Source organism: Lysinibacillus sp. FSL L8-0126, assembly GCF_038630385.1.
Lineage (GTDB): Bacteria > Bacillota > Bacilli > Bacillales_A > Planococcaceae > Lysinibacillus > Lysinibacillus fusiformis_D.
On sequence record NZ_CP152028.1, the window covers coordinates 1,997,757 to 2,023,184 of the forward strand.

General features: G+C 40.3%; 20 protein-coding genes, 8 tRNA genes and 3 rRNA genes. 26 read left to right on the top strand and 5 right to left on the bottom strand.

Features of this window, described 5'->3' with window-relative positions; genetic code table 11:
• The first annotated feature begins 117 nt into the window (after positions 1-117).
• The 22 genes from MHI34_RS09755 (at position 118) to rrf (ending at position 15,838) form a co-directional block, all read left to right on the top strand.
• The gene (locus MHI34_RS09755) at positions 118-1,176 is read left to right on the top strand and encodes an outer membrane lipoprotein carrier protein LolA (protein WP_036119122.1); all 1,059 of its coding nucleotides are present in this window, start codon (positions 118-120) and stop codon (positions 1,174-1,176) included.
• A 213-nt stretch (positions 1,177-1,389) separates the two neighbouring features.
• Complete coding sequence (gene alr / locus MHI34_RS09760) at positions 1,390-2,511, top strand: alanine racemase (RefSeq protein ID WP_036119117.1); 1,122 nt, start codon at positions 1,390-1,392, stop codon at positions 2,509-2,511.
• A 335-nt stretch (positions 2,512-2,846) separates the two neighbouring features.
• Entirely contained in the window at positions 2,847-3,110 is a 264-nt protein-coding gene (locus tag MHI34_RS09765) for a hypothetical protein (protein WP_036119113.1), read from the top strand.
• Between the two features lie 4 nt (positions 3,111-3,114).
• Complete coding sequence (locus MHI34_RS09770) at positions 3,115-3,465, top strand: type II toxin-antitoxin system PemK/MazF family toxin (RefSeq protein WP_004232054.1); 351 nt, start codon at positions 3,115-3,117, stop codon at positions 3,463-3,465.
• Between the two features lie 413 nt (positions 3,466-3,878).
• On the top strand, positions 3,879-4,280 hold the full coding sequence (locus MHI34_RS09775) for an anti-sigma regulatory factor (protein WP_036119108.1): 402 nt from the start codon (positions 3,879-3,881) through the stop codon (positions 4,278-4,280).
• 12 nt (positions 4,281-4,292) lie between these two features.
• Positions 4,293-5,288: a PP2C family protein-serine/threonine phosphatase gene (locus MHI34_RS09780; protein ID WP_271911108.1), complete on the top strand. Its 996-nt coding sequence runs from the start codon at positions 4,293-4,295 to the stop codon at positions 5,286-5,288.
• Between the two features lie 63 nt (positions 5,289-5,351).
• Positions 5,352-5,684 (top strand): STAS domain-containing protein, encoded by a 333-nt coding sequence (locus MHI34_RS09785; RefSeq protein ID WP_036119101.1) that lies wholly within the window; start codon positions 5,352-5,354, stop codon positions 5,682-5,684.
• Positions 5,684-6,154, top strand: coding sequence for an anti-sigma B factor RsbW (rsbW, locus tag MHI34_RS09790; RefSeq protein WP_036119099.1), 471 nt, complete (start codon positions 5,684-5,686; stop codon positions 6,152-6,154). The genes MHI34_RS09785 and rsbW overlap by 1 nt, the downstream gene beginning before the upstream one ends.
• The gene (gene sigB / locus MHI34_RS09795; RefSeq protein WP_036119097.1) at positions 6,132-6,917 is read left to right on the top strand and encodes an RNA polymerase sigma factor SigB; all 786 of its coding nucleotides are present in this window, start codon (positions 6,132-6,134) and stop codon (positions 6,915-6,917) included. Before rsbW ends, sigB begins: the two co-directional genes overlap by 23 nt.
• 137 nt (positions 6,918-7,054) lie before the next feature.
• Complete coding sequence (locus MHI34_RS09800) at positions 7,055-9,223, top strand: Tex family protein (protein WP_036119089.1); 2,169 nt, start codon at positions 7,055-7,057, stop codon at positions 9,221-9,223.
• 74 nt (positions 9,224-9,297) lie between these two features.
• The gene (locus MHI34_RS09805) at positions 9,298-9,756 is read left to right on the top strand and encodes a SprT family protein (protein WP_036119086.1); all 459 of its coding nucleotides are present in this window, start codon (positions 9,298-9,300) and stop codon (positions 9,754-9,756) included.
• An 89-nt stretch (positions 9,757-9,845) separates the two neighbouring features.
• Positions 9,846-9,922 (top strand) — tRNA-Asn (locus tag MHI34_RS09810).
• Position 9,923: 1 nt separating this feature from the next.
• Positions 9,924-9,995 (top strand) — tRNA-Glu (locus tag MHI34_RS09815).
• Between the two features lie 31 nt (positions 9,996-10,026).
• A tRNA-Asp gene (locus tag MHI34_RS09820) sits at positions 10,027-10,102 on the top strand.
• A gap of 5 nt (positions 10,103-10,107) precedes the next feature.
• Positions 10,108-10,182: transfer RNA gene (locus MHI34_RS09825), tRNA-Gln, on the top strand.
• 15 nt (positions 10,183-10,197) lie between these two features.
• Positions 10,198-10,270: transfer RNA gene (locus tag MHI34_RS09830), tRNA-Lys, on the top strand.
• Between the two features lie 66 nt (positions 10,271-10,336).
• Positions 10,337-10,422 (top strand) — tRNA-Leu (locus tag MHI34_RS09835).
• Positions 10,423-10,448: 26 nt separating this feature from the next.
• Positions 10,449-10,525, top strand: a tRNA-Arg gene (locus tag MHI34_RS09840).
• Between the two features lie 18 nt (positions 10,526-10,543).
• Positions 10,544-10,617 (top strand) — tRNA-Gly (locus MHI34_RS09845).
• Positions 10,618-10,814: 197 nt separating this feature from the next.
• A 16S ribosomal RNA gene (locus tag MHI34_RS09850) occupies positions 10,815-12,366 on the top strand.
• Positions 12,367-12,608: 242 nt separating this feature from the next.
• Positions 12,609-15,536: ribosomal RNA gene (locus MHI34_RS09855) — 23S ribosomal RNA — on the top strand.
• Positions 15,537-15,722: 186 nt separating this feature from the next.
• Positions 15,723-15,838 (top strand): 5S ribosomal RNA (gene rrf / locus MHI34_RS09860).
• The 16S, 23S and 5S rRNA genes sit together here with 8 tRNA genes alongside, the layout of an rRNA operon.
• Positions 15,839-15,872: 34 nt before the next feature.
• Here rrf and MHI34_RS09865 read toward each other — a convergent pair.
• The 5 genes from MHI34_RS09865 to MHI34_RS09885 form a co-directional block, all read right to left on the bottom strand.
• Positions 15,873-17,324 carry an alanine/glycine:cation symporter family protein gene (locus MHI34_RS09865; protein WP_342504378.1) on the bottom strand — a complete coding sequence of 484 codons (1,452 nt, stop codon included), beginning with the start codon at positions 17,322-17,324 and terminating at the stop codon, positions 15,873-15,875.
• A gap of 262 nt (positions 17,325-17,586) precedes the next feature.
• Positions 17,587-18,807, bottom strand: coding sequence for an FAD-dependent oxidoreductase (locus MHI34_RS09870; RefSeq protein ID WP_342504379.1), 1,221 nt, complete (start codon positions 18,805-18,807; stop codon positions 17,587-17,589).
• On the bottom strand, positions 18,800-19,138 hold the full coding sequence (locus tag MHI34_RS09875) for a (2Fe-2S)-binding protein (RefSeq protein ID WP_036119074.1): 339 nt from the start codon (positions 19,136-19,138) through the stop codon (positions 18,800-18,802). The genes MHI34_RS09870 and MHI34_RS09875 overlap by 8 nt, the downstream gene beginning before the upstream one ends.
• Complete coding sequence (locus tag MHI34_RS09880; protein ID WP_058843564.1) at positions 19,135-19,404, bottom strand: (2Fe-2S)-binding protein; 270 nt, start codon at positions 19,402-19,404, stop codon at positions 19,135-19,137. Before MHI34_RS09880 ends, MHI34_RS09875 begins: the two co-directional genes overlap by 4 nt.
• Before the next feature lie 141 nt (positions 19,405-19,545).
• On the bottom strand, positions 19,546-21,252 hold the full coding sequence (locus tag MHI34_RS09885) for a sigma 54-interacting transcriptional regulator (RefSeq protein ID WP_342504380.1): 1,707 nt from the start codon (positions 21,250-21,252) through the stop codon (positions 19,546-19,548).
• A 154-nt stretch (positions 21,253-21,406) separates the two neighbouring features.
• Between MHI34_RS09885 and MHI34_RS09890 the strand changes: the two genes are divergently transcribed.
• Genes MHI34_RS09890 through dapA form a run of 4 tightly spaced genes read left to right on the top strand, consistent with a single transcriptional unit; the run spans position 21,407 to position 25,419 of the window.
• Entirely contained in the window at positions 21,407-22,588 is a 1,182-nt protein-coding gene (locus MHI34_RS09890; RefSeq protein ID WP_342504381.1) for an FAD-dependent oxidoreductase, read from the top strand.
• Positions 22,585-23,604 (top strand): proline racemase family protein, encoded by a 1,020-nt coding sequence (locus MHI34_RS09895; RefSeq protein ID WP_342504382.1) that lies wholly within the window; start codon positions 22,585-22,587, stop codon positions 23,602-23,604. The genes MHI34_RS09890 and MHI34_RS09895 overlap by 4 nt, the downstream gene beginning before the upstream one ends.
• A 12-nt stretch (positions 23,605-23,616) precedes the next feature.
• Positions 23,617-24,489, top strand: coding sequence for a proline racemase family protein (locus tag MHI34_RS09900; protein WP_342504383.1), 873 nt, complete (start codon positions 23,617-23,619; stop codon positions 24,487-24,489).
• Positions 24,490-24,516: 27 nt separating this feature from the next.
• Positions 24,517-25,419 (top strand): 4-hydroxy-tetrahydrodipicolinate synthase, encoded by a 903-nt coding sequence (gene dapA / locus MHI34_RS09905; RefSeq protein WP_058843566.1) that lies wholly within the window; start codon positions 24,517-24,519, stop codon positions 25,417-25,419.
• Positions 25,420-25,428 lie beyond the last annotated feature (9 nt).

A 25,428-nucleotide genomic window follows, 5' to 3' on the forward strand; every position in this document is an offset into this window, starting at 1 on the left:
CTTGTCTAAAAGGTTGGCTTATAAATTTAAATATATTGCCCTTTCTTCAAATGACATAACTGACAAATACGGTTCATATATTGTCGTAGTGGATTTGAAAGAAGAAAGGGTGAAAGCGTGGGCAACCGTATAGTTAAATGGCTCGTCTTACTTTGTACGATATTACTTCTGTCGGCATGTGGTGCAGCCTCACAGGAAAAAGTGTTGAAGAAAGTGAATGGTAAATGGGCAGAAACAAATGGTTATGAGTTAAATGCATCGATGGAGATTAAATCTGGTGGTGAGCCAAGAAATTATGATGTGACAGTATGGCATACAAAACCTGATTTCTATCGAGTAGAAGTAGTCGAAAGTGGGAAAGATGTTTCTCAAATGATTGTGCGTAATGCTGATGGCGTTTTTGTAGTAACACCGACATTAAACAAAATGTATAAATTCCAAAGTGACTGGCCAAAGAAAAATAGTCAGGCTTACTTAATTGGAGCGCTAGCAGAAGATTTAGCAGAAGATAAAAATCTTGTCATGAAAGAAGAAGAAAAAGCATATATATTTGAAGCGGCTACTAGAAATAGCTATAAAAATAGTATGCCTCATCAAGTCATTACGGTAGATAAGAAAACTTTATTGCCAACCTCTGTAGCGATTATGAATGATGTGAAGGAAGAGCAAATTCGTATCACCTTTAAGAAAATAAAATTAGGTGTGCAACATGCTGCAAAAGAGTATGCTGTTGAACAATTCACTGATAAAGATAGCACGAAAGGTGAACAAGCTACACCTGCTGACAAAGAGGGGCAAGAAGGAAAAGATGAAAAAGAAGCAGTTGGTGCAGAAGTTGAATATCAAGAATTCCAAACACATTATCCTGTTCTAAATTGGGCACAATTAGCGAATGAAAAAGTTGTGCAAGAAAATGGTATGGAACGTGTTATCCTAACTTTCGATGGTGAAAAGGCATTTACAGTTATGCAGCAACCAGTAACAAAGGAAAATTCAATGTTACCAGTATCGTCACCTGGTGATCCAGTTGACTTAGGCTATACAATAGGAGCTATTACAGATACATCGATTAGTTGGGAAAAAGATGGTGTTGAATTCTTTGTAGCTTCAAGCAAGTTGACGCGAGAAGAGATGATTGAAGTTGCTACATCTATGACGATAAGTAGTATGAAGTAACTTTGCTAGCTACAGCTTTCAGAAATATGAAAGCTGTAGCTTATTGACAATATGAAATAAGATCTCACTGTTTAGAAAATGTTAAGTTATTTCCTTTAAAGTGAGAGTTCTGGAGAATGGAACAATAACATTGTGTGGACAAGCTAAATAGACGTACTAGAACAAATGTATGTCATACATAGTGTTTTAATTAAAAATAAAGAGGGTATTCTTATGAAGACACAGCAGTATTTTCGACCAACCAAAGCAATGATAGACTTGCAAGCAATCCAACAGAACGTTAAAAATTTAAAAGAATTTTTACAACCTAATGTTCAAATTATTGCTGTAGTAAAGGCAAATGCGTACGGCCATGGAGATGTAGCCGTTGCACGGGCGGCACTTGAGGCTGGTGCCACAATACTTGCAGTGGCAACGCCCGACGAAGCATTACATATACGAGCACATTTTGAAGAACCAGACATACTAATATTAGGTGCATCTCCTGTTTCCTTTGCTCCTTATGCAGCACAACAGCGTATTATTCTTACAGCATTTGCTAGTGATTGGATTCAACAAGCAGCTCCTCTTTTAGTGAATGAAGAACTTCCTTTGCGTCTACATATAAAAGTAGATAGTGGAATGGGGAGACTAGGCATTCGCTCAGAGCAAGAGCTAGTAGAACTATACGAAACCATACAGTCTACAGCTAATGTGGAGCTAGATGGCATATTCACTCACTTTGCGACAGCGGATGAAGAAAATTCGACACATTTTAATCAGCAAGTGCAGTTTTTTGAGAAGTGTTTATCAGTCATGCCTTTAAAGCCGCGACTTGTTCATGCATCTAATACGGCAGCTTCATTAGTGAAAAATTCACACCTACAGTATGATGCTGTTCGATATGGGATATCGCTGTATGGATTATCTCCTTCTCCCTATGTGGAAAGCATTTTACCATTCCCACTAAAGCCTGCCTTCTCGCTTGAGAGTGAACTTGTTCATGTGAAGCAAATCAAAGCAGGTGAATCAGTTGGCTATGGCGCTACGTTTACTGCTCAGACGGAGACGTGGATAGGAACTATTCCGATTGGCTATGCAGATGGCGTAATTCGTAAGTTAGGTGGACAAGAAGTATTGGTTGATGGACAGAAAGTGCCGATTGTTGGACGAATTTGTATGGACCAATGTATGGTTGCGCTACCAAAAGCATATGCTATAGGTGAGAAGGTAACACTCATTGGTCAACAAGGACAGCATGTGATTTCCATCGATGAGTGGGCTACAAAGCTTGAAACAATTAATTATGAAATACCATGCATTATAACAGCAAGAGTTCCTAGAATATACTTTTAATGAACCTTCATTAGAATTAGTTACTGATACACAGTACACATTCTCTCAATAGCATTCACTGTAATGTAATGAGCAACATTCCAATGTAAAAGTTGAATTTGGTAAATAAATTAGCACTGGAGAACTTATTTCTTTTCCAAACATAAAGTAACTCATATTTGGAAGAACATTGCAATAATAATTATTCAGCATATACCTTCGACAACCAACATATTTTTACAATTTGTACTTCAAATTGTCAGATATTTTGTCATTTCATGTCTTTTCAACAATATCTTTCAATGATAGAATGAGAAGTAATGAAAAAGTGTATGGTTCCGTTGGAGGTGCTTGCTGTGTACGAGAAAAAGTTAAGAGAAGCTACAATTGCTGTTCAAGACAGACTATTTCTACAAACAAAGGAAGTAATTGAAGGTGAATCTTTTGTGCGTACTTTGGCGCGCAAAAATTTAATGCAGGAGCAACCAAATCAAATACGGGAAGCTATGATTAAAGGATATGTTGAAATGTCTCATATTAATTTAATGATTGCAAGTGAATGCTTGCATGCAGAATATGAAGCACAGCATATGGTGGAGCGTCTCGTTAGCGGGGGATGACACTTTGAATGTAAAACGTGGTGACGTTTTTTTTGCAGACTTATCACCGGTAATAGGTTCTGAACAAGGAGGCACTAGACCGGTGCTGATTATTCAAAATGATATTGGCAATCGATTTAGTCCGACTGTCATCATCGCAGCTATCACTGCACAGATTCAAAAGGCAAAGTTACCGACACACGTTGAAATCAATGCTGAAAAGTATGGTTTTGAACGTGATTCGGTTATTTTGCTAGAACAGGTGCGGACAATTGATAAGTCAAGATTGACGGATCGTATTACGCAACTTGATCATGCTGTGATGGAAAAAGTTGATGGAGCGTTGATGATTAGTTTAGGTCTAGTTAAATTTTGATATACATATGTGTATAGAAGCATCGAGATAATAAAATCTCGGTGCTTTTTTTGTTCTCTATCGATAATTTGAATTTACTATTTATCTTGATTCAGCTGGCCAACTCTCCATAAAAGTTCAATTTTGTTAGATAAAACCTCTGGCAGAAGTCACAAATTTTGAAGAAAAGTTTTTCGAGCAGCTTCAATAAATCGGAGCTAAATTCCGTTGAGGCGTAATTGATAAATAGTACAAAAAGCTTTAAGATATATTCAAGATTTTTAATAAAAATAGATTTTTGAAAAAATTCTTAAAAGGTATATGAAAATTTACATAGAATATTCCATTAATAGAGGTTATGAAGTTTAATTTAAGTCCAGCAGGTCGAACTATAGTGTAAGAGTATAACTCTGTAAGGAAATGGAGGGACAGCAGTGACATGTAAGTCTTCGGTTGAAATTATTACAGAGTGGGATATTGTGGCAGCAAGACAACTGGGGCGTAATGAAGCAAGAGCACTTGGATTTGGCACTGTTGATCAAGCTCGTATAACCACAGCAATTAGTGAATTAGCACGAAATATATATTTATATGCGAATATAGGGACGATTGAAATTGAAAGGGTTGAGATAGATCATGAAAAGAAAATAGTCGTTATTGCAACAGATAAAGGACCTGGGATTCAAAATGTTCGCAAAGTAATGGAGGATGGTTATTCTACTTCAGGAGGGCTAGGAGCTGGTTTACCAGGTGTTAAACGATTGATGGACAGTTTAGATATTCAATCTGTCATGGGAGTGGGTACAACAATAAGGGCGGAAAAATGGTTGCGTTAGGACGTGAAGAAATTGAAACAATTAGAAGCTCAGTATAAAAAAATATTATCAGATTATATGGTCAGCCAAACTGAAAGAAATTTATATATTGCTCAAAATTTCACGCGTCAGTTAATTCAAAAAAATATATCTCCAGAGGATGTTGTTAGTATTCATAAAAATGCTGTTGAACAAATATTTCCTGATCAAATGAGTGAATCACAGCCAGCCTATGATTTTCTTATTGAAGTGATGGTTCATTATGGGATGGCACATAGAGAGCATCAAAGCTTACTTCAAAAGCAAGCTGAATACGAGATGGAAATGAAAATTGCGACAAACATTCAAAAAACGCTATTAAAAACATATGTGCCGCAGCTAGAAAGTATTGATATAGGAATGATTTCAGTTCCTATTCGTAGAATGAATGGTGATTATGTACATTTTTTTCATGATGGTGAAGAATATTTAAGTGTGGCAGTGACAGATGTTGTCGGCAAGGGAGTTCCTGCTGCGTTATGTATGTCGATGGTGAAATATGGGCTTGAAACATTAGGATATGCATATAAAGATCCTTCCTATGTTTTAGAAGTCATTAACAGGGTAATTGAAAAAGGTGTGGACGACAGTATGTTTGTTTCTATGTTTTATGGATGCTTAGATGTACAACACAATATCTTTTCTTATGCCTCGGCAGGTCATGAGCCAGCGTTACACTATATTGCCAAGGACGATCGATTCTATTCTTTGGAGGCTAAAGGCTTATTACTCGGTGTTTTACCTGAAACAAAATATTCGTTTCATGACATTGTTTTAGAGGACAATGATTTAATTATTATGATGACCGATGGTGTGACTGAATTTAGAGCACAGGAAGACTTGAATTCTAGAGAGGTTATTACAACTTTAATAAAACAAAATAGACATTTAACAGCCCAGCAGTTGTGCCAACTTCTTTATAAGGAAATAGAGAAAGCTCAGAATTTTAAACTATCGGATGATTTTACTGTCGTTATTTTAAAAAAATAGGTTTAATTATTAATAAAATAGGGAATAGACAATAGTCTAACAAATATGGTGGAGGTGTGCTATATGGACGTAACGATATATTTTAAAGAGATTGATCATAAATTATTTGGTTTTGTTGAAGGGGAAATCGATACATTTACCGCGTCTGGTTTAAGAGAGGAATTAGAAGCGGTAAAGATTACAGACGGATTAGAAATTGAACTTGATTTATCAAAAGTAAATTACATGGACAGTACAGGTCTTGGGATATTTGTTGCCTTTTATAAAAGAGCATTACGTGAAAATGGCAAAGTGAAGCTAGTTGGTTTATCGAATAGATTGCAAAGATTGTTTGAAATTACGGGTCTAAGTGATTTGATGGATATTGAAACTGATAAAAAGGTGGAATTAAAATAATGAAGGAATTTGACTATATTGAAATTAGAGTTCCTGCTAAACCGCAATTTGTCAGTGTCATTCGATTAACTGTCTCGGGCTTAGCTAGTAGGATTGGCTTTAGTTATGATGATATCGAAGATTTAAAAATTGCTGCAAGTGAGGCTGTGACAAATGTTGTTCACCATGCTTATAAGGATGAAGAAGAAGGTGAAATTGTCATCGGGTGTGCTTTGTATGACAATAAAATGGAAATGATGATTGCGGATTATGGCAACAGCTTTAATTTCGAAGAGATCAAGTCTAAGATTGGACCGTATCATCCTGAGGAAAGTATTGCAGGGCTAAGAGAAGGTGGCTTAGGACTTTATTTAATGGAAACTTTGATGGATGAGGTGATGATCAATAACGATGGTGGCGTAACTGTCTTCATGACAAAGTATGTCGCTAGAGAGCAGGTGGAAAAAAATGTCGAAAGAATCACTACATAAATCTTCATCCAAGGAAGATATACTAAAGTGGATTGAATTGTACCAGTCAACGGAGGATGATGAAGCGCAAACAAAATTAGTGATTCATTATCGATATCTAGTTGAGTCAATAGCTCGTAAATATTCGAATGGTAAATCTTATTATGATGATATTGTTCAAGTAGGGATGCTGGGATTGTTAGGTGCAATCAGACGTTTTGATCCGAATGTTGGTCGTAGTTTTGAAGCATTTGCTGTGCCAACGATTGTTGGAGAAATCAAGCGTTTTTTACGTGATAAAACATGGGATGTTCATGTGCCTAGACGAATAAAAGAATTAGGACCGAGAATCAAATCAACAGTGGAGGCGCTGACGATTGAATTGCAGCGTTCTCCTTCTATTCAAGATATTGCTGAGCGATTAGAAGTAGCCGAGGAAGAGGTATTGGAAGCGATGGAAATGAGCCGTAGCTATCAGGCTCTTTCTATGGATCATTCGATAGAGTCAGATTCAGATGGCAGTACAGTCACCTTATTTGATATTTTGGGTAGGGAAGACGATGGTTATGAAATGACTAATAAACGCATGATTGTTTCAGAGGCGCTTGTTGTGTTAAATGAAAGGGAAAAACAAATTATTCAGCTTACATATTTAGAGCAACTTAGTCAAAAAGAAGCTGGAGAACGATTAGGAATTTCTCAAATGCATGTATCTCGAATACAAAGGAAAGCAATAAAGAAATTACAAGAGGCTATTCTAGCAAGTGGCGGTGTTTCGCTCTAATCTTTCTTTGGGTGTTTTATGTGTTAAACACTTATAAATGGATGAAGATAGTCTACTCATATTCGTCTGAGTAGACTATCTTTTTGCATTTTTAGTAAGGTGTAATGGTAAAATGAAAAGAAAAAGGTAGTGATGATGTGGAACAAAAGCAAATGTTACAGCTCATTGCAAAGGATGTTGTAGTCAAACCAGGGCAAGTAGATGCTGTTATTAAGTTATTAGAAGAGGGAAATACGGTACCATTTATTGCACGTTATCGAAAGGAAGCAACGGGCTCTCTCGACGAGGTGCAAATTAAAGCTGTGGAGGATCGTTATCACTACATACAGCAACTTGAACAACGGAAAGAAGAGGTTATTCGATTAATCCGAGAGCAAGAAAAACTTACACCAGAATTAGAAAAAGCCATACTTGCTGCAACCGTCTTACAGCGGGTAGAGGATTTATATAGACCTTACAAGCAAAAAAGACGTACAAAGGCGACGATTGCCAAAGAAAAAGGATTAGAACCTCTTGCAGAACTTCTCTTGGCGTTTAGTAATGACGCATTAGAGCAGCTAGCGGTTGGTTTTGTGGATAATGAACAGGTTGCCAATACAGAAGAAGCACTAATGGGCGCACGAGATATTTTAGCAGAACGTTTTGCGGATGATGCTGCGATTCGTGAAAAAATCCGCGCCTATTCATGGAAAGATGGAGTCCTTGTAACGACTGTAAAAAATGCTGAGATCGATGAAAAAAATGTTTTTGAAATGTATTACGAGTATGAAGAACCTGTTAATCGCATCGTTCCGCATCGCATCTTAGCGATCAACCGTGGAGAAAAAGAGGAAGTTTTAAAGGTTTCAATCCAAGTGCCAGTAGACAGAGTTTTGATGATTATGTGGAAGGAATGGATACCTGCAATTGGCTCATCTCCTGCAATTGCAGAAGTAAAACTGGCAATTGAAGATTCGTACAAACGTTTAATTCAGCCTTCGATTGAAAGAGAATTACGAAACGAATTGACAGAGAAAGCTGAAACACAAGCAATTCATATTTTCTCTGAGAATTTACGTAATTTATTACTGCAGCCACCTATGAAAGGGAAATATGTATTGGGGGTTGACCCAGCTTACCGCACAGGTTGTAAGTTAGCAGTTGTAGATGAAACGGGGAAAATGTTAGAGGTTACAGCTATTTATCCACATCCTCCTAAACCAGATGTAGCAAAAGCGAAAGCTACTGTGAAAGGAATTTTAGAAAAATATCCAATAAGCATAATTGCAATTGGTAATGGTACAGCATCGCGTGAAACAGAACAATTTATTGCAGATGTACTAAATGAACTTACTACTGATGTTGCGTATGTTATTGTCAACGAAGCGGGAGCATCTGTTTATTCAGCGTCAGATATTGCACGGGCTGAATTTCCCGATTTACAGGTTGAGCAGCGTAGTGCTGTGTCCATTGCACGCCGCTTACAAGATCCTTTATCGGAGTTAGTGAAAATTGAACCTAAAGCGGTTGGTGTAGGTCAGTATCAGCATGATGTTTCTCAAAAAAAATTAAATGAATCACTAACTTTTATAGTAGAAACTGCTGTTAACAAAGTAGGGGTTGATGTAAACACGGCTTCTTCTTCACTCTTACAATACGTTTCTGGTTTATCCAAAACAGTTGCAGAGAATATCGTGAAGATGCGAGAAGAAAATGGTCAATTTTCTACACGTGCACAATTAAAGAAGATTCCAAGGCTAGGTGCTAAAACGTATGAACAAGCTATCGGCTTCTTACGTGTCCCTGAAGCAAAAAATCCGTTCGATGCTACAGGTATTCACCCAGAGAGCTATGATTTAGCTGAACAAATATTAGCAGAAGCTCAAATTGATAAAAAAGAGCTAGGGACGCCGAAAGCCGAAGAAGCTATTGCAGCTTTAGATATTCAAAATTTAAGTAGCGTGCTGGGCATAGGTGTTGTGACTATTCAAGATATTGTGGATACTTTAATGAAACCAAGTCGTGACCCACGTGATGCTTTCCCACAGCCTTTGCTTAAAACAGATGTATTAAAAATGGAAGATTTAAAAGTAGGTATGGAACTGCAAGGCACAGTGAGAAATGTGGTGGACTTTGGAGCGTTTGTTGATATTGGCGTAAAGCAAGACGGGTTGGTGCATATATCTAAATTACAAAACAAACGCATTAAACATCCATTAGAAGTTGTTGCATTAGGTGATATTGTCACAGTATGGGTAGAACAAATAGATGTCAATAAAGGGCGTATTTCTTTAACAATGCTTCCGCCTAAAAATCAAACATTATAATTTAAGTAATAAATATTTACCACACTGTCTATACTACACAGTGTGGTATTCTTGTTGTTAGAGGTGATTAATATATGAACAATGAGGAGTTACAACAACTTGTTCACAGCTTATCCTTGGAAAGCTTTCAAAAACCTTTTCAGCATCAGGCTTACTTTAATGCTAGATTACGTTCAACTGGTGGACGATATCTTTTACAATCTCATAATATTGAGATAAACCCGAAAGCCTATGAGTTATATGGCTATAGAGAGATTGAAGGTATTGTACTCCATGAATTATGTCATTATCATTTACATATTGAAGGTAAAGGGTATCAACATCGAGATAAAGATTTTCGAGAGCTATTAAGAAAAGTAAATGCACCTCGATTTTGCTCAGTTTTACAACCCCCTAAAGCTACAACTAAAAGACATCATCGTCATACTTATACTTGTGTCAATTGCCAACAACTATATGTACGGAAAATAAAAATGAATGTTGAGAAGTATTGCTGTAGTAAGTGTTTGGGTAGGCTAATACTAGTGGAATAAAAAATTATAAAAAAATAGTTGACGTTTTGTTGAGTTGTCCCTATAATAGTAAAAGTCGACAAGATAACGACGACAGCAAAACATAGTATTCCGAAGTAGCTCAGTTGGTAGTAGCACCTGACTGTTAATCAGGTTGTCGCAGGTTCGAGTCCTGCCTTCGGAGCCATGGCCCCTTGGTCAAGTGGTTAAGACACCGCCCTTTCACGGCGGTAACACGGGTTCGAATCCCGTAGGGGTCATTTCTTCATAATTTAATTAATACTATTTATTGGTCCCGTGGTGTAGCGGTTAACATGCCTGCCTGTCACGCAGGAGATCGCCGGTTCGATCCCGGTCGGGACCGCCACTTTTTGGGGTATAGCCAAGCGGTAAGGCAACGGATTTTGATTCCGTCATGCCTAGGTTCGAATCCTAGTACCCCAGCCATTCATTTCTTAATTTGAGCCATTAGCTCAGTTGGTAGAGCATCTGACTTTTAATCAGAGGGTCGAAGGTTCGAGTCCTTCATGGCTCATCTTTTTAGGAAAAAACATTGACTTCTCAGATCCTTGTAGTATAATGAGAAAGTTACTGATTGAATGCGGTCGTGGCGGAACGGCAGACGCGCTAGGTTGAGGGCCTAGTGGGGGCAACCCCGTGGAGGTTCAAGTCCTCTCGGCCGCACCAAGTCAATTAATTTTATATTCTTATATGCGCCCGTAGCTCAATTGGATAGAGCGTCTGACTACGGATCAGAAGGTTGTGGGTTCGACTCCTGCCGGGCGCGCCAATTTATAAATCATATTATGCGGGTGTAGTTTAATGGTAAAACCTCAGCCTTCCAAGCTGATGTCGTGAGTTCGATTCTCATCACCCGCTCCAAAAAAGTGTTGACAACTTTCCGGTTGTCTGATAGACTAAAGAAGTTGTCCGAAGAGACAATGATATGAACCTTGAAAACTGAACAAGCAAAACGTAATCAATAAAGTTTTCAGTAACTAGCTTTGGTTAGTGAACGAAACAAAATTTTGGACATCAAAATTGATGCCAGCAAAACAATTTGAGCTATTCAAATTTCTTTTATGGAGAGTTTGATCCTGGCTCAGGACGAACGCTGGCGGCGTGCCTAATACATGCAAGTCGAGCGAACAGAGAAGGAGCTTGCTCCTTCGACGTTAGCGGCGGACGGGTGAGTAACACGTGGGCAACCTACCTTATAGTTTGGGATAACTCCGGGAAACCGGGGCTAATACCGAATAATCTGTTTCACCTCATGGTGAAATACTGAAAGACGGTTTCGGCTGTCGCTATAGGATGGGCCCGCGGCGCATTAGCTAGTTGGTGAGGTAACGGCTCACCAAGGCGACGATGCGTAGCCGACCTGAGAGGGTGATCGGCCACACTGGGACTGAGACACGGCCCAGACTCCTACGGGAGGCAGCAGTAGGGAATCTTCCACAATGGGCGAAAGCCTGATGGAGCAACGCCGCGTGAGTGAAGAAGGATTTCGGTTCGTAAAACTCTGTTGTAAGGGAAGAACAAGTACAGTAGTAACTGGCTGTACCTTGACGGTACCTTATTAGAAAGCCACGGCTAACTACGTGCCAGCAGCCGCGGTAATACGTAGGTGGCAAGCGTTGTCCGGAATTATTGGGCGTAAAGCGCGCGCAGGTGGTTTCTTAAGTCTGATGTGAAAGCCCACGGCTCAACCGTGGAGGGTCATTGGAAACTGGGAGACTTGAGTGCAGAAGAGGATAGTGGAATTCCAAGTGTAGCGGTGAAATGCGTAGAGATTTGGAGGAACACCAGTGGCGAAGGCGACTATCTGGTCTGTAACTGACACTGAGGCGCGAAAGCGTGGGGAGCAAACAGGATTAGATACCCTGGTAGTCCACGCCGTAAACGATGAGTGCTAAGTGTTAGGGGGTTTCCGCCCCTTAGTGCTGCAGCTAACGCATTAAGCACTCCGCCTGGGGAGTACGGTCGCAAGACTGAAACTCAAAGGAATTGACGGGGGCCCGCACAAGCGGTGGAGCATGTGGTTTAATTCGAAGCAACGCGAAGAACCTTACCAGGTCTTGACATCCCGTTGACCACTGTAGAGATATAGTTTCCCCTTCGGGGGCAACGGTGACAGGTGGTGCATGGTTGTCGTCAGCTCGTGTCGTGAGATGTTGGGTTAAGTCCCGCAACGAGCGCAACCCTTGATCTTAGTTGCCATCATTTAGTTGGGCACTCTAAGGTGACTGCCGGTGACAAACCGGAGGAAGGTGGGGATGACGTCAAATCATCATGCCCCTTATGACCTGGGCTACACACGTGCTACAATGGACGATACAAACGGTTGCCAACTCGCGAGAGGGAGCTAATCCGATAAAGTCGTTCTCAGTTCGGATTGTAGGCTGCAACTCGCCTACATGAAGCCGGAATCGCTAGTAATCGCGGATCAGCATGCCGCGGTGAATACGTTCCCGGGCCTTGTACACACCGCCCGTCACACCACGAGAGTTTGTAACACCCGAAGTCGGTGAGGTAACCTTTTGGAGCCAGCCGCCGAAGGTGGGATAGATGATTGGGGTGAAGTCGTAACAAGGTAGCCGTATCGGAAGGTGCGGCTGGATCACCTCCTTTCTAAGGATTATTTCGGAATACAAACCTAGGGTTTGTAAGATTACGTTTTGCGTTCAGTTTTGAAGGTTCATTCTTCTGAATGAATTACTTCTAATTATGTGCTCCTGTCGCTACGCTTTCGTCGCAAAGCTGCGAGATGTAGAAGCAGGCAGTAGCTTTGTTCTTTGAAAACTGGATAAAACGACATTGAAATTGTAACAAACACATTTATTTTTTAAGTTTTTTTATAGGCTTAATAACTTGGTTAAGTTATTAAGGGCGCACGGCGAATGCCTTGGCACTAGGAGCCGAAGAAGGACGGCACTAACACCGATATGCTTCGGGGAGCTGTAAGTGAGCTTTGATCCGGAGATTTCCGAATGGGGGAACCCACTACGTTTAATCGCGTAGTATCTTGACGTGAATACATAGCGTCTTGAAGGCAGACCCAGGGAACTGAAACATCTAAGTACCTGGAGGAAGAGAAAGAAAAATCGATTCCCTGAGTAGCGGCGAGCGAAACGGGAAGAGCCCAAACCAAGAGGCTTGCCTCTTGGGGTTGTAGGACACTCAATACGGAGTTACAAAAGAGCGAGTTAGATGAAGCGACTTGGAAAGGTCCGCCAGAGCAGGTAAAAGCCCTGTAGTCGAAAGTTCGTTCTCTCCTGAGTGGATCCTGAGTACGGCGGAACACGTGAAATTCCGTCGGAATCCGGGAGGACCATCTCCCAAGGCTAAATACTACCTAGTGACCGATAGTGAACCAGTACCGTGAGGGAAAGGTGAAAAGCACCCCGGAAGGGGAGTGAAAGAGATCCTGAAACCGTGTGCCTACAAGTAGTTAGAGCCCGTTAATGGGTGATAGCGTGCCTTTTGTAGAATGAACCGGCGAGTTACGATTACGTGCGAGGTTAAGCTTTAGAAGGCGGAGCCGCAGCGAAAGCGAGTCTGAATAGGGCGAAATAGTACGTGGTCGTAGACCCGAAACCAGGTGATCTACCCATGTCCAGGGTGAAGGTAAGGTAACACTTACTGGAGGCCCGAACCCACGCACGTTGAAAAGTGCGGGGATGAGGTGTGGGTAGCGGAGAAATTCCAATCGAACTTGGAGATAGCTGGTTCTCTCCGAAATAGCTTTAGGGCTAGCCTCGTGATGAGAATACTGGAGGTAGAGCACTGTTTGGACTAGGGGGCCATCCCGGTTTACCGAATTCAGACAAACTCCGAATGCCAGATATTTATACACGGGAGTCAGACTGCGAGTGATAAGATCCGTAGTCAAAAGGGAAACAGCCCAGACCACCAGCTAAGGTCCCAAAGTAATCGTTAAGTGGAAAAGGATGTGGCGTTGCACAGACAACCAGGATGTTGGCTTAGAAGCAGCCATCATTTAAAGAGTGCGTAATAGCTCACTGGTCGAGTGACGCTGCGCCGAAAATGTATCGGGGCTAAACGATTCACCGAAGCTGTGGATTGACATCTACGATGTCAGTGGTAGGAGAGCGTTCTAAGTGCGTTGAAGTCAGACCGGAAGGACTGGTGGAGCGCTTAGAAGTGAGAATGCCGGTATGAGTAGCGAAAGACGGGTGAGAATCCCGTCCACCGTATGACTAAGGTTTCCTGAGGAAGGCTCGTCCGCTCAGGGTTAGTCGGGACCTAAGCCGAGGCCGATAGGCGTAGGCGATGGACAACAGGTTGATATTCCTGTACCACCTCCTCACCGTTTGAGAAATGGGGGGACGCAGTAGGATAGGGTAAGCGCGCTGTTGGTTATGCGCGTCCAAGCAGTAAGGCGTGTGTGTAGGCAAATCCGCACACTGTAACGTTGAGCTGTGATGGCGAGTCCGTATGGACGAAGTTCCTGATTTCACACTGCCAAGAAAAGCCTCTATCGAGGTGAGAGGTGCCCGTACCGCAAACCGACACAGGTAGTCGAGGAGAGAATCCTAAGGTGTGCGAGAGAACTCTCGTTAAGGAACTCGGCAAAATGACCCCGTAACTTCGGGAGAAGGGGTGCTCTTGAGCGTGCAAGCGCATGAGAGCCGCAGTGAATAGGCCCAGGCGACTGTTTAGCAAAAACACAGGTCTCTGCAAAACCGTAAGGTGACGTATAGGGGCTGACGCCTGCCCGGTGCTGGAAGGTTAAGAGGAGTGGTTAGCGCAAGCGAAGCTGCGAATTGAAGCCCCAGTAAACGGCGGCCGTAACTATAACGGTCCTAAGGTAGCGAAATTCCTTGTCGGGTAAGTTCCGACCCGCACGAAAGGCGTAACGATCTGGGCACTGTCTCAACGAGAGACTCGGTGAAATTATAGTACCTGTGAAGATGCAGGTTACCCGCGACAGGACGGAAAGACCCCGTGGAGCTTTACTGTAGCCTGATATTGAATTTTGGTACAACTTGTACAGGATAGGTAGGAGCCAGAGATCTCGGAGCGCCAGCTTCGAAGGAGGCGTCGGTGGGATACTACCCTGGTTGTATTGAAATTCTAACCCATGCCCCTTAGCGGGGCAGGAGACAGTGTCAGGCGGACAGTTTGACTGGGGCGGTCGCCTCCTAAAAGGTAACGGAGGCGCCCAAAGGTTCCCTCAGAATGGTTGGAAATCATTCGTAGAGTGTAAAGGCACAAGGGAGCTTGACTGCGAGACCTACAAGTCGAGCAGGGTCGAAAGACGGGCTTAGTGATCCGGTGGTTCCGCATGGAAGGGCCATCGCTCAACGGATAAAAGCTACCCCGGGGATAACAGGCTTATCTCCCCCAAGAGTCCACATCGACGGGGAGGTTTGGCACCTCGATGTCGGCTCATCGCATCCTGGGGCTGTAGTCGGTCCCAAGGGTTGGGCTGTTCGCCCATTAAAGCGGTACGCGAGCTGGGTTCAGAACGTCGTGAGACAGTTCGGTCCCTATCCGTCGTGGGCGTAGGAAATTTGAGAGGAGCTGTCCTTAGTACGAGAGGACCGGGATGGACACACCGCTGGTGTACCAGTTGTCTTGCCAAAGGCATCGCTGGGTAGCTATGTGTGGACGGGATAAGTGCTGAAAGCATCTAAGCATGAAGCCCCCCTCAAGATGAGATTTCCCATTACGCAAGTAAGTAAGATCCCTCAAAGACGATGAGGTAGATAGGTTCGAGGTGGAAGTGTGGTGACATATGGAGCTGACGAATACTAATCGATCGAGGACTTAACCAAAAATGTTTGAAACATTCAATGCACGTTTATCCAGTTTTGAAAGAATAATTTCTTTTATGAAGGGTTTCAAGATACGAGTAGTTCGAGGAAGTAATAGAGAGAGGGAAGGAGCGTACTCAAGTACGTGACTGACTGAACGACAGAAGCTGACGAAGAAATGCAATGTATATTGAAAGCCGACCATAGTCTAGTGATGATGGCAAAGAGGTCACACCCGTTCCCATACCGAACACGGAAGTTAAGCTCTTTAGCGCCGATGGTAGTTGGGGGCTTCCCCCTGTGAGAGTAGGACGTCGCTAGGCAATAGAAACAGTCAGCTGTATGCTGACTGTTTTTTTATTTCCGTTTATGACTGTTGCTATATTCTATCCAGAAATCAGCATTTTTAATTCCAACTTCTCTTGGATCAAAAATAGGATCGAGACCAGCCTTTTTTTGTCGATCATAATCTCGCAAAACTTGAATGGCTGGTTTGGTTAATAATACAATCGCAATAAAGTTTAAATAACTCATACTTCCGAATCCAATATCTCCAAGCCCCCACATAAGACTGACCGATTGTACACTTCCGACATAAACAACGAGTAAGAAGATTATTTTTAATACTAATTTCAAAATGGGGAAGCGTAGCTTATTATCTAAATAAACAATTGTTGTCTCTGCAATATAGTAGTATGCCATTAGAGTGGTGAATGCGAAGAGGAAGATGGCAATAGCCACGAATCCACTTCCAAAATCATGGAATACTGTAGATACTGCTGCTTGTGTATAAGCAGTACCTGCCACGACGCCTGGGATATTTTCAACTAACGGTGCCGTTGTTCCAGGAGGAGTAACATTATACATACCTGTAATGAGAATCATTAATGCTGTAGCAGTACATACAATGATTGTATCAATATAGATTGAGAAACCCTGAACTAAGCCTTGTTTAGCAGGATGAGATACTTCAGCAGCAGCAGAACTAAATGTTGCTTCTCCAGCTCCAGCTACATTTGAAAATACGGAGCGTCTTACACCCCAGGCGATTGCAGTACCAACTATACCCCCAAAGATTTCATTAGTACCAAAAGCACTTGTAATAATAAGTTTAAACATACCTGGAATTTCACTCACATTAGCCCCTAATATGATAAGTGTTAAAATGACGTAGGCAAGTGCCATGATAGGAACAATTTTGTCAGCAACACGAGCTATACGTTTAACACCACCAAATATGATTAATCCCAAAAGAACAACAATCACCGCGCCTGTTATAAATGGTGGAATATGAAAAGCAGTATTAAATGAAGTGGCAATTGTGTTTGCCTGGATTCCTGGCACTAGAACACCATATGAAAGACAGATAACAAACGCAACAAATATAGCAAAGCCTTTTAGTCTTAAACCCTTTTCGATATAGTATGGTGAACCACCACGATACTGACCATCAGCCTTTTCTTTATATAATTGGGCAAGTGTAGATTCTATAAATGCACTTGCACCCCCTAGAAATGCCATAACACCCATCCAAAATACTGCGCCTGGTCCACCAGCAGCAATGGCCGTAGCCACACCTGCGATATTACCAACACCAACTCGTCCAGACAATGCCATACAAAAAGCTTGGAACGAAGAGATTCCTTCTTTTGATTCTTTACGTTCACGTAATAAACGAATCATCTCAGGAATATAACGAAATTGAACAGCTTTTGTCAGGATGGTAAAGTAAAGACCCACACCTAATGCTAAGTATACGAGTGCATTTCCCCAAATATAATCGACCAATGTATTAACGATTGTCTCCATAGATTTTCCCCCTTGTTTTCTTCAATCAAAACCCGAAATTCCCACCCAAGAAATTGTGTACTATACAGCAGCATTCATCTTGTCACACAAATCAGTAATTCAATATTATGGAAGGTACATATATGGCATATTGTTTAAGAATCAAAACCTCCTTTCACGATTTTTAATCACATCATATGTATTGCATGTTTTATGCCATAAAGCAAAAAAGCCTTTTACTCATGAAGATGAGAAAAAGACTTTTATTCTTTAATAGGCATTTTTAATGAATCGTAAGCGGTCCAACAGATTCATCCCAAATTTGTTTCATCTGTTGACGACCGGCTGAAATTTCAGGATGAAATTGAATATGTGCAGTAGCTCTTGTTTTTTCAACATCTTGGATAGCAAGCTTAATATCATACTTTGAGGCTCCTGCATTGAGACGTTGAGCAATTGTAAGGCCAGCAACTTTTCCTTGTGCTAATGCTACCTTGGCTCCTTCAATGCCCGTAATATTTCCAGCGACATACAACCCCTCTAAATTAGTTTCCATTTGTTCATTATGTAAAGGAATGAACCCACCTAATTCTTCGATATAATGGAATGGACAACCAGCTAAAGAGGCAAGTTCTGCTAAAGGGTATAGGCCGCCAGCGATACAAATAAAATCTGCTTTGATTCGTTGTTCGCTACCTTTAACAAGAGAGCCATCTGTATTCACTGTTGCTAAAACGACCCCTTCAACTTGATCTTTACCGACGATTTCAATAACAGCTTTACGCAACATAATAGGTATATCCCACATTTTCACACCATTTTTGGGATAAAAGGAAATACCGAGCTTTTTCATAAAGTCATTTTTCATCAATTTGCTGCCCATTTTAACAAGAGGGGAGGGAGCCATATGAGCTACATGTAATAAGGAGTTCATAACTTCTAAAGGATTACTATTCTTCTTCGCTAACAAGTTAGAGGGAGGTAATGTGATAGCTGCTACTTGAATCCCTGCTAATTGTAATTCCATCGCAATAGCAGAAGATAGTACATTGACCCCGACAATGATTCCCCGTTTACCAGGCTTCACACGATGCACATTTGTCATTACTTGTGCTGCTCCAACAGACATTACACCTGGTAGAGTCCAGCCTGGAATTGGGAAAGGTGATTCGGCAGCTCCAGTAGCTAATAGCAGATGTTGGGTACGAAATATACCTTTGGTTGTGTGGATGATCCACGTTTGATCCACTTTTTCTAAATCGGATACACTTGTTTGTAGTAAAAATTCAACATTGACTGCTTTAGCTCGTTTTAATAAACGTTCAGATTCCACAATACCATTCCACCATGTTCCTGGCTTCTCTTCATATAATTGTCCAAGTAATCGCCCGCCAGCATATAAATATTCATCGATAACAAGGACAGCAATATTTTTTTCCGCCAATGTAATGGCCGCCGCAAGCCCGGCAGGACCAGCTCCAATTATAATTACTTTATTATTCATGGTTCTTCCTCCAGTCCCTTACTGTCGTAGGAAGCGGCTGCCCACTTTTTACAACCATCCCATCTGAAATAGGGGTTAAGCATGCTCGCTCGCCGTCCAAGCCGTTTATATTGACACGGCATTCAAAGCAGTGACCAATATTACAATAAATGCCTCGAGGCTGCCCTGTTTCTTCGTGCAAACGTAAAGTGCGGATTCCTTGTACTAGCAATGCAGCAGCTAGGGATTCACCTTTGTAACCTTCAATTACCTGATCGTCAAAAGTAAAAGTTATTTTTTCTTTTTGGATTAAATTCCCTAAAACGGGGTGGGTAATTATACGTTCTGTCATGATTTAACCTCCCCTAAATCGGAGAATCGCACTGGTCGAATGGGTGCCTGATGTTTTAATGAAATTTCATCATTTGTACGTGGATGATGAAGATGAGCAATATTATCTACCATAGTACGGCATGTACGGCCACCGCAATAGCCCATTCCTGCACGTGTTCGTAACTTCAGTTCTCGTGCAGAGCACTTATATTTTGATGCGCTTTCTATTAATTCATCGTAACTAATTTCTTCACAACGACATACAATCATCGATTTATTTTGCATAGTTCCACCTCTACTATATGAAATACTTTCCATACTAGATAATGCAAAAACTATGCCAGAAAAAAGAAAGTCGCTAAGAAAATGATTTTATAGACATATGTGAAAGTAGTGTATAGAAACATTGACATTTATTTTAAAAAGTTAGACATCTATGTTTAATTTTTTTAATCGATTGTATAAAGTGGCACGAGTAATGCCTAAGTTTTTAGCACATGTTTTTTTATTACCATTTACTTTGGCAAGCTGTTCTAAAATAATTTCTCGTTCATAATGTTCAAGTTGATTGTTAAGCTCTGTCCCTAGAGGAAAATCCCTCTTAACTTCCAACTTTTCATCTTTTGGCATAGCTGCTAAAATATCCGTAGGTAAGTCTTCCATATGAATGGCTCCCTCATCAGAAAATACAACAAGTCGCTCGATAACGTTAGATAATTCCCGTACATTGCCTGGCCATTGGTATTTTAAAAGAACATTGGCTATTTCAGTTGGGATTCCTTGAATAGGTCGATTATATTTAATCGATTTTTCATATAAGAAATAATTGCTAATTTCTAAAATATCTGATGCTCGCTCTCGAAGCGGGGGAACTGTGAAATTCACCACATTCAGTCGATAATATAAATCCTCTCTGAATTTTCCTTCTGCCACTAATTGCTTTAAATCTCTATTAGTAGCAGCTACTAAATTAAATTCAACGTCCATTTCCTTTGTACCGCCAACTGTATAAAACGTTTTTTCCTGTAGCAATCTTAAAATCTTTACTTGCATTTCTAGCGGCATTTCACCAATTTCATCTAAAAATAAAGTACCTCCACGTGCAAGCTCTACTTTACCTTTTTTTCCTTTTTGATGGGCTCCAGAAAAAGCTCCTTTTTCATAACCAAATATCTCACTTTCAAATAAGCCACTAGGAATGGCTCCACAATTGATAGCGACAAATGGTGCTTCAGGCTTTTCTCGAATGGCATGAACTGCACGTGCAAACAGTTCTTTACCAACTCCACTCTCTCCGTAAATTAAAATATTTGCCTCGGTTTCTGCTACCTTTTTTACTTTTTCTAATACTTCTTTAAGCTTTGGACTATTGCCACGAATAAGTGTAAATGGATCATAGGCTAAGCCATTAGTATTCATCTGTTTCTCTAAATTCAATAATTTTTCAGATGTAAGATGAAGCTCTTCGTTTAATTTTTTGACATGGGTAATATCAGTTTCAGCAACGACTGCCCCAATTGTCTTATCATGCAGCATAACAGGGTTTGAATTGATCATGACGACGAGATCTTCCCGAGGAAAATGCTGCTGTTGATAAACAGATTTTCTATGCTGTAAAGTATGTAAAATTTCTAGTTGATCTTCTTTGAAAAATTGAGTGATGGGCTTTCCAATAATATTTTCTCCAGACACAGAAAAAATGCTTTCTGCTCCCTTCGTCCAATAAACAACATTTTGTTCAGCATCAATGACAGTACATGATTCATTTATTGTGTCTAAAATGGTTTGTAAATAAGCATTGCCACATTCTAATTCATAGGCAAGATCGTATACTAAGGACTCTCTCCATAAATATCCTAAATATTGTTTTTCCTCACTACAAACTAGTAAAAATTCATATTCCTTCATATATTCAATAGCTATGTTGAGTGGGCAATCCAACTGGATGGTATGACAAGCAACATAGTGAACATCATTTTTTCTTTTACCGCGCATTGTTGCATAGGGTTTATTATTTTCAAGCACAAAATATTGTTTGCTGTCATCGTTTATTTTGGACACTATATCGTCAGTAGAAATAATAGCAAAGTTACGTTTTAATATTTTATTCATTATTAAATGATATGGATGCAATGTAAGTCCCCCCTCATTATTTATTTGTCAAATTATTTTGAATAATATAAATAATTTTGACACATAGTGACTAGTTTATCAAACAAATTCCAATAAGATAGATTGGCATGTTTTTTGCATCATACAGTCATGAATAGAAAAGGAGGGGAGAGACATGAAGAAATCCCATCATGATATCGTCATTATTGGCGGTGGCATTATTGGTGGAGCAATTGCTTATTATTGTGCAAAAGCGGGCCTTGATATCACAATACTTGAAAAAAATGAACTTGCGAGTGGTACTTCTTCTCGCTGTGATGGCAATATTTTAGCTATTGATAAAGATCCTGGCTTTGACAGTCAAATGTCTTTAGTCAGTCAAAGATTAGTACATGAGTTAAATCGAGAGTTAGATATGAGCTTTGAATATCGGAATCCTGGCAGCATTCTTGTTTGTGAAAGTGAGCTAGAGATGGAGGCTGCTCAGCAGTGGGTTAATCGTCAACGAGAGGCGGGTTTAGATTTTACAATGTTAGATCGTGAGGACTTGCGGAATGAGTCAAAATACTTTGCAGATGACTTATACGGTGGATTGGAATGTAAAACCGATTCAACAGTGAACCCATATATGCTGACATTTTCTATGTTTCACTCAGCTGAAAAGTTAGGGGCAAAGATAAAAAAACATACAGAAGTCAAAAATATTAAGAAACAGCCAGATGGTACATTTTTACTTGAAACGAATGAGGGATGGATAACAGCAAATAAAGTAATTAATGCTTGTGGAATTTGGGCACCGTTTATTGGGCAAATGCTGGGTGTTGATATTCCAATTAAACCTCGCAAAGGACATATTCTTGTCGCATCACGTCAGCAACTAGTAGGGCTAAGAAAAGTGATGGAATTTGGTTATTTAATTTCAAAATTTGGTGGAGAACGTAAAGTGGATATGGATATTGAAAAATACGGGGTAGCGTTAGTGTTTGAGCCGACAGAGGCACAAAATTTTTTAATAGGAAGTAGTCGCGAATTTGTAGGCTTTGACACGAAGGTGAATCACGATGTGGTGAAAATGATTGCTAGACGTGCTGTACGTTTTTATCCAAAAATCGCTGATATGTCGATTATTCGTACATATGCAGGGTTAAGACCATGGACGGAAGATCATTTACCTATTATTTGTGAAGTAGAAGAAGTGCCTGGTTTCTATATTGCGGCAGGTCATGAAGGAGATGGAATTAGCTTGGCTGCAGTTACTGGGAAGCTTATCCAAGAATTACTACAGTACAAAGATACATGCATTCCTACTGAACCAGTTCATCTTAGTCGTTTCCAGAAAGGAGTACTTCACAAATGAAATTTCAAAAGCTCTTTACAACAATTGATACCCATACAGGTGGGAATCCAACACGTTCATTAATAAGCGGTATGCCTAAGCTTGAAGGCAAAACAATGTCTGAAAAAATGTTATTTATGCAAGAGAATTTTGACTGGATTCGAAAATTTCTTATGAATGAACCCCGAGGACATAGTGTGATGTCAGGTGTTATCATTACAGATCCTTGCCATCCCGAAGCAGATTTTGGAGTGATTTATATAGAAACAGGTGGTTACTTGCCGATGTGTGGACATGACACAATAGGCGTTTGTACAGCACTTATTGAAGCAAATTTAATAGAGGTTAATACACCTTATACAAACATAAAATTGGACACACCTGCAGGTTTAATTGATGTAAAGATTAAAGTAGTGGATGGCGTAGCGAAGGAAGTGACATTTAAAAATGTACCATCCTTTCTATTAAAAACGATTGAAATAAATGATTCTGAATTAGGTGTAGTGGAATGTGAAATAGCTTATGGAGGGAACTTTTACGGCATTATAGATGCTAGAAAAATCAATCTAAACTTAGCTGTAGACAATTCAACGAAAATTATTAACACAGCTATTCGTCTCCGCAATGCTGTGAATGCTAAGGAAGATATTGTCCATCCAGAATTCCCATTTATCCATGGACTTACACATATTGAGTTTTATACAGACCCAGTCAATCCATTAGCAGATTTAAAAAATACAGTTGTTGTTCCGCCAGGAGGGATTGACCGTTCCCCTTGTGGCACTGGTACATCCGCAAAAATTGCTACACTCTATTCAAAAAATGAGATCGCTCTCAATGAGTCCTTCATCTATGAAAGTATTGTGGGGACAATGTTTAAAGCACGTGTACTAGAAGAAGTAGCTATTAGTGGCCTAACAGCTGTTATTCCAGAGGTAACAGGATCTGCCTGGGTTATGGGTATGCATCGATTCTTTTACAATAATCAGGATCCACTGAAAGAGGGCTATTTGATGATTCCGCCAATGGATCACTAAGGGAGGATAAGCATGAATTTTCATAAGTCTTTTCAAACGATCGATACACAAGTAGTGGGAGAAGCCTTTCGTATTATTGTGCAATCACCAATCATGCTTGCGCATGAAAATATTATGGAAGCGGCTCATGCTTTAAATACGCAATTCGAAGATACAAAACAATTGCTTCTGAATGAACCTAGAGGACACCGTGGAATGAATGGCTGTCTTGTTTTACCATCAGCTATTGCATCCTATCGACTATTATTTTTCCAACATTCGGCTTCTACAAATTTTAAGTATGAAGCACTTGTAGCCACAATGACAGCGTTGATTGAGCAAGGAATAATAGAGCTTTCAAGAGATAATATTTACTCTATTGAAACAGTAAAAGGTGTTTATGAAGCCTATGTAAAACTTTCTGAACCGAAAGATACTGTTTTATCAGTTCATTTGACATTGAAGCCAGCGCATATAGAAGGTGACCAAGTAATTATCGATAATGAGCGCCGCTACTTTGTTGTAGAAAAACCACAGCAATTAAAGGCAATTGTTCTAGATGAATTAGCAGAAATCAGTACGTGGGGATTACTAGAAAGTGAGAAATATAGTACAGCAGATGGTGTCATTATGTATGAACAGCTAGACAGTTCAGTACGGTCAGTTACCTTTGAGCGAGATGGCTATATATTACGTTCACCTGGTGTAGACAGTACATTGGCGTTACTAGCAGTTTTAGGGGAAGAAGCTGTCAAAAAAAATGACAGTATTTTTGGTAGCAGCATTGAAATTAGTCAAAAGCATGAAGCTGGCTATGAAATTGCATTAACAGGATATATCACAGGAATCCATCAATTTGTAGTGGACCGTGAAGATCCTTTGCAGCATGGATTTATCATAGTGTAATAAAAGAGGGTAGAGGAGGAAAAAAAGATGAAAAAATTAGAAGGTGTATTTCCGGTATTAGTAACACCGATGAAAAACCAAACGGACATTGATTGGGATGGTTTCCGTCAAAATATTGAACATTTTATTGAAGCAGGGGTAACAGGTATTGCTATTAACGGTAGTACAGGCGAATTTGTAAGTTTAACGAAAGAAGAACGGTTTAAAGCAGTAGAAGTAGCTGTAGATCAAATTAAAGGGCGAATTACATTGATTGTTGGTACAGCTGCTGAGACAACTGCAGAGGCTATCACCTATACACAGCAGGCTGAACTGGCCGGCGCAGACGCAGCATTATTGATTAATTCCTATTATGCACACCCAAAAGATGAGGAAATATATGTTCATTTTAAATCAGTAGCCGAATCTGTAAGCTTCCCTATTATGATCTATAATAATCCGTTTACTTCGGGGGTAGATATTGGTTTAGAAACGATTTTAAAAGTAGGTAGAGATGTTCCAAATATTACACACATTAAGGAATCGAGCGGCAGTATTGGAAAAGCGCGTGATATCGTACGTCAAGGCCAAGATAATATTAAAGTATTTTGTGGTTCAGAGGACTTAGCCATAGAATCATTTTTAGTTGGGGCTGTTGGGTGGATTTCTGTATCTGGAAATATTGTGCCAGAGCTTGTCACAAAGTTATATAGTCAAGTAAAAGAAGGAAATTTAGAGGCAGCTTGGGCAATTTATGATCGTTTATTACCTTTATGTGCATTTTTAGAGGGATCAGGTAAATATGTACAAATCACTAAACGTGCAATGGAACTAAAAGGATGGGCAGGGGGACCATGTCGTCTACCACGACTCCCACTAACAGAGGAAGAAGATGCCCAACTTAAAGCAATTATGACTAATTTAGACGTACTGGCAATTGAACATTATTAATGCAAAGGG

What these genes read in the sequence shown, in the direction of transcription:
- alr (WP_036119117.1), top strand. Translation starts at nt 1,390, where the DNA reads ATGAAGACACAGCAGTATTTTCGACCAACCAAAGCAATGATAGACTTG.
- MHI34_RS09785 (WP_036119101.1), top strand. Translation starts at nt 5,352, where the DNA reads ATGGACGTAACGATATATTTTAAAGAGATTGATCATAAATTATTTGGT.
- rsbW (WP_036119099.1), top strand. Translation starts at nt 5,684, where the DNA reads ATGAAGGAATTTGACTATATTGAAATTAGAGTTCCTGCTAAACCGCAA.
- sigB (WP_036119097.1), top strand. Translation starts at nt 6,132, where the DNA reads ATGTCGAAAGAATCACTACATAAATCTTCATCCAAGGAAGATATACTA.
- MHI34_RS09805 (WP_036119086.1), top strand. Translation starts at nt 9,298, where the DNA reads ATGAACAATGAGGAGTTACAACAACTTGTTCACAGCTTATCCTTGGAA.
- MHI34_RS09865 (WP_342504378.1), bottom strand. Translation starts at nt 17,324, where the DNA reads ATGGAGACAATCGTTAATACATTGGTCGATTATATTTGGGGAAATGCA.
- MHI34_RS09870 (WP_342504379.1), bottom strand. Translation starts at nt 18,807, where the DNA reads ATGAATAATAAAGTAATTATAATTGGAGCTGGTCCTGCCGGGCTTGCG.
- MHI34_RS09875 (WP_036119074.1), bottom strand. Translation starts at nt 19,138, where the DNA reads ATGACAGAACGTATAATTACCCACCCCGTTTTAGGGAATTTAATCCAA.
- MHI34_RS09880 (WP_058843564.1), bottom strand. Translation starts at nt 19,404, where the DNA reads ATGCAAAATAAATCGATGATTGTATGTCGTTGTGAAGAAATTAGTTAC.
- MHI34_RS09890 (WP_342504381.1), top strand. Translation starts at nt 21,407, where the DNA reads ATGAAGAAATCCCATCATGATATCGTCATTATTGGCGGTGGCATTATT.
- MHI34_RS09895 (WP_342504382.1), top strand. Translation starts at nt 22,585, where the DNA reads ATGAAATTTCAAAAGCTCTTTACAACAATTGATACCCATACAGGTGGG.
- MHI34_RS09900 (WP_342504383.1), top strand. Translation starts at nt 23,617, where the DNA reads ATGAATTTTCATAAGTCTTTTCAAACGATCGATACACAAGTAGTGGGA.
- dapA (WP_058843566.1), top strand. Translation starts at nt 24,517, where the DNA reads ATGAAAAAATTAGAAGGTGTATTTCCGGTATTAGTAACACCGATGAAA.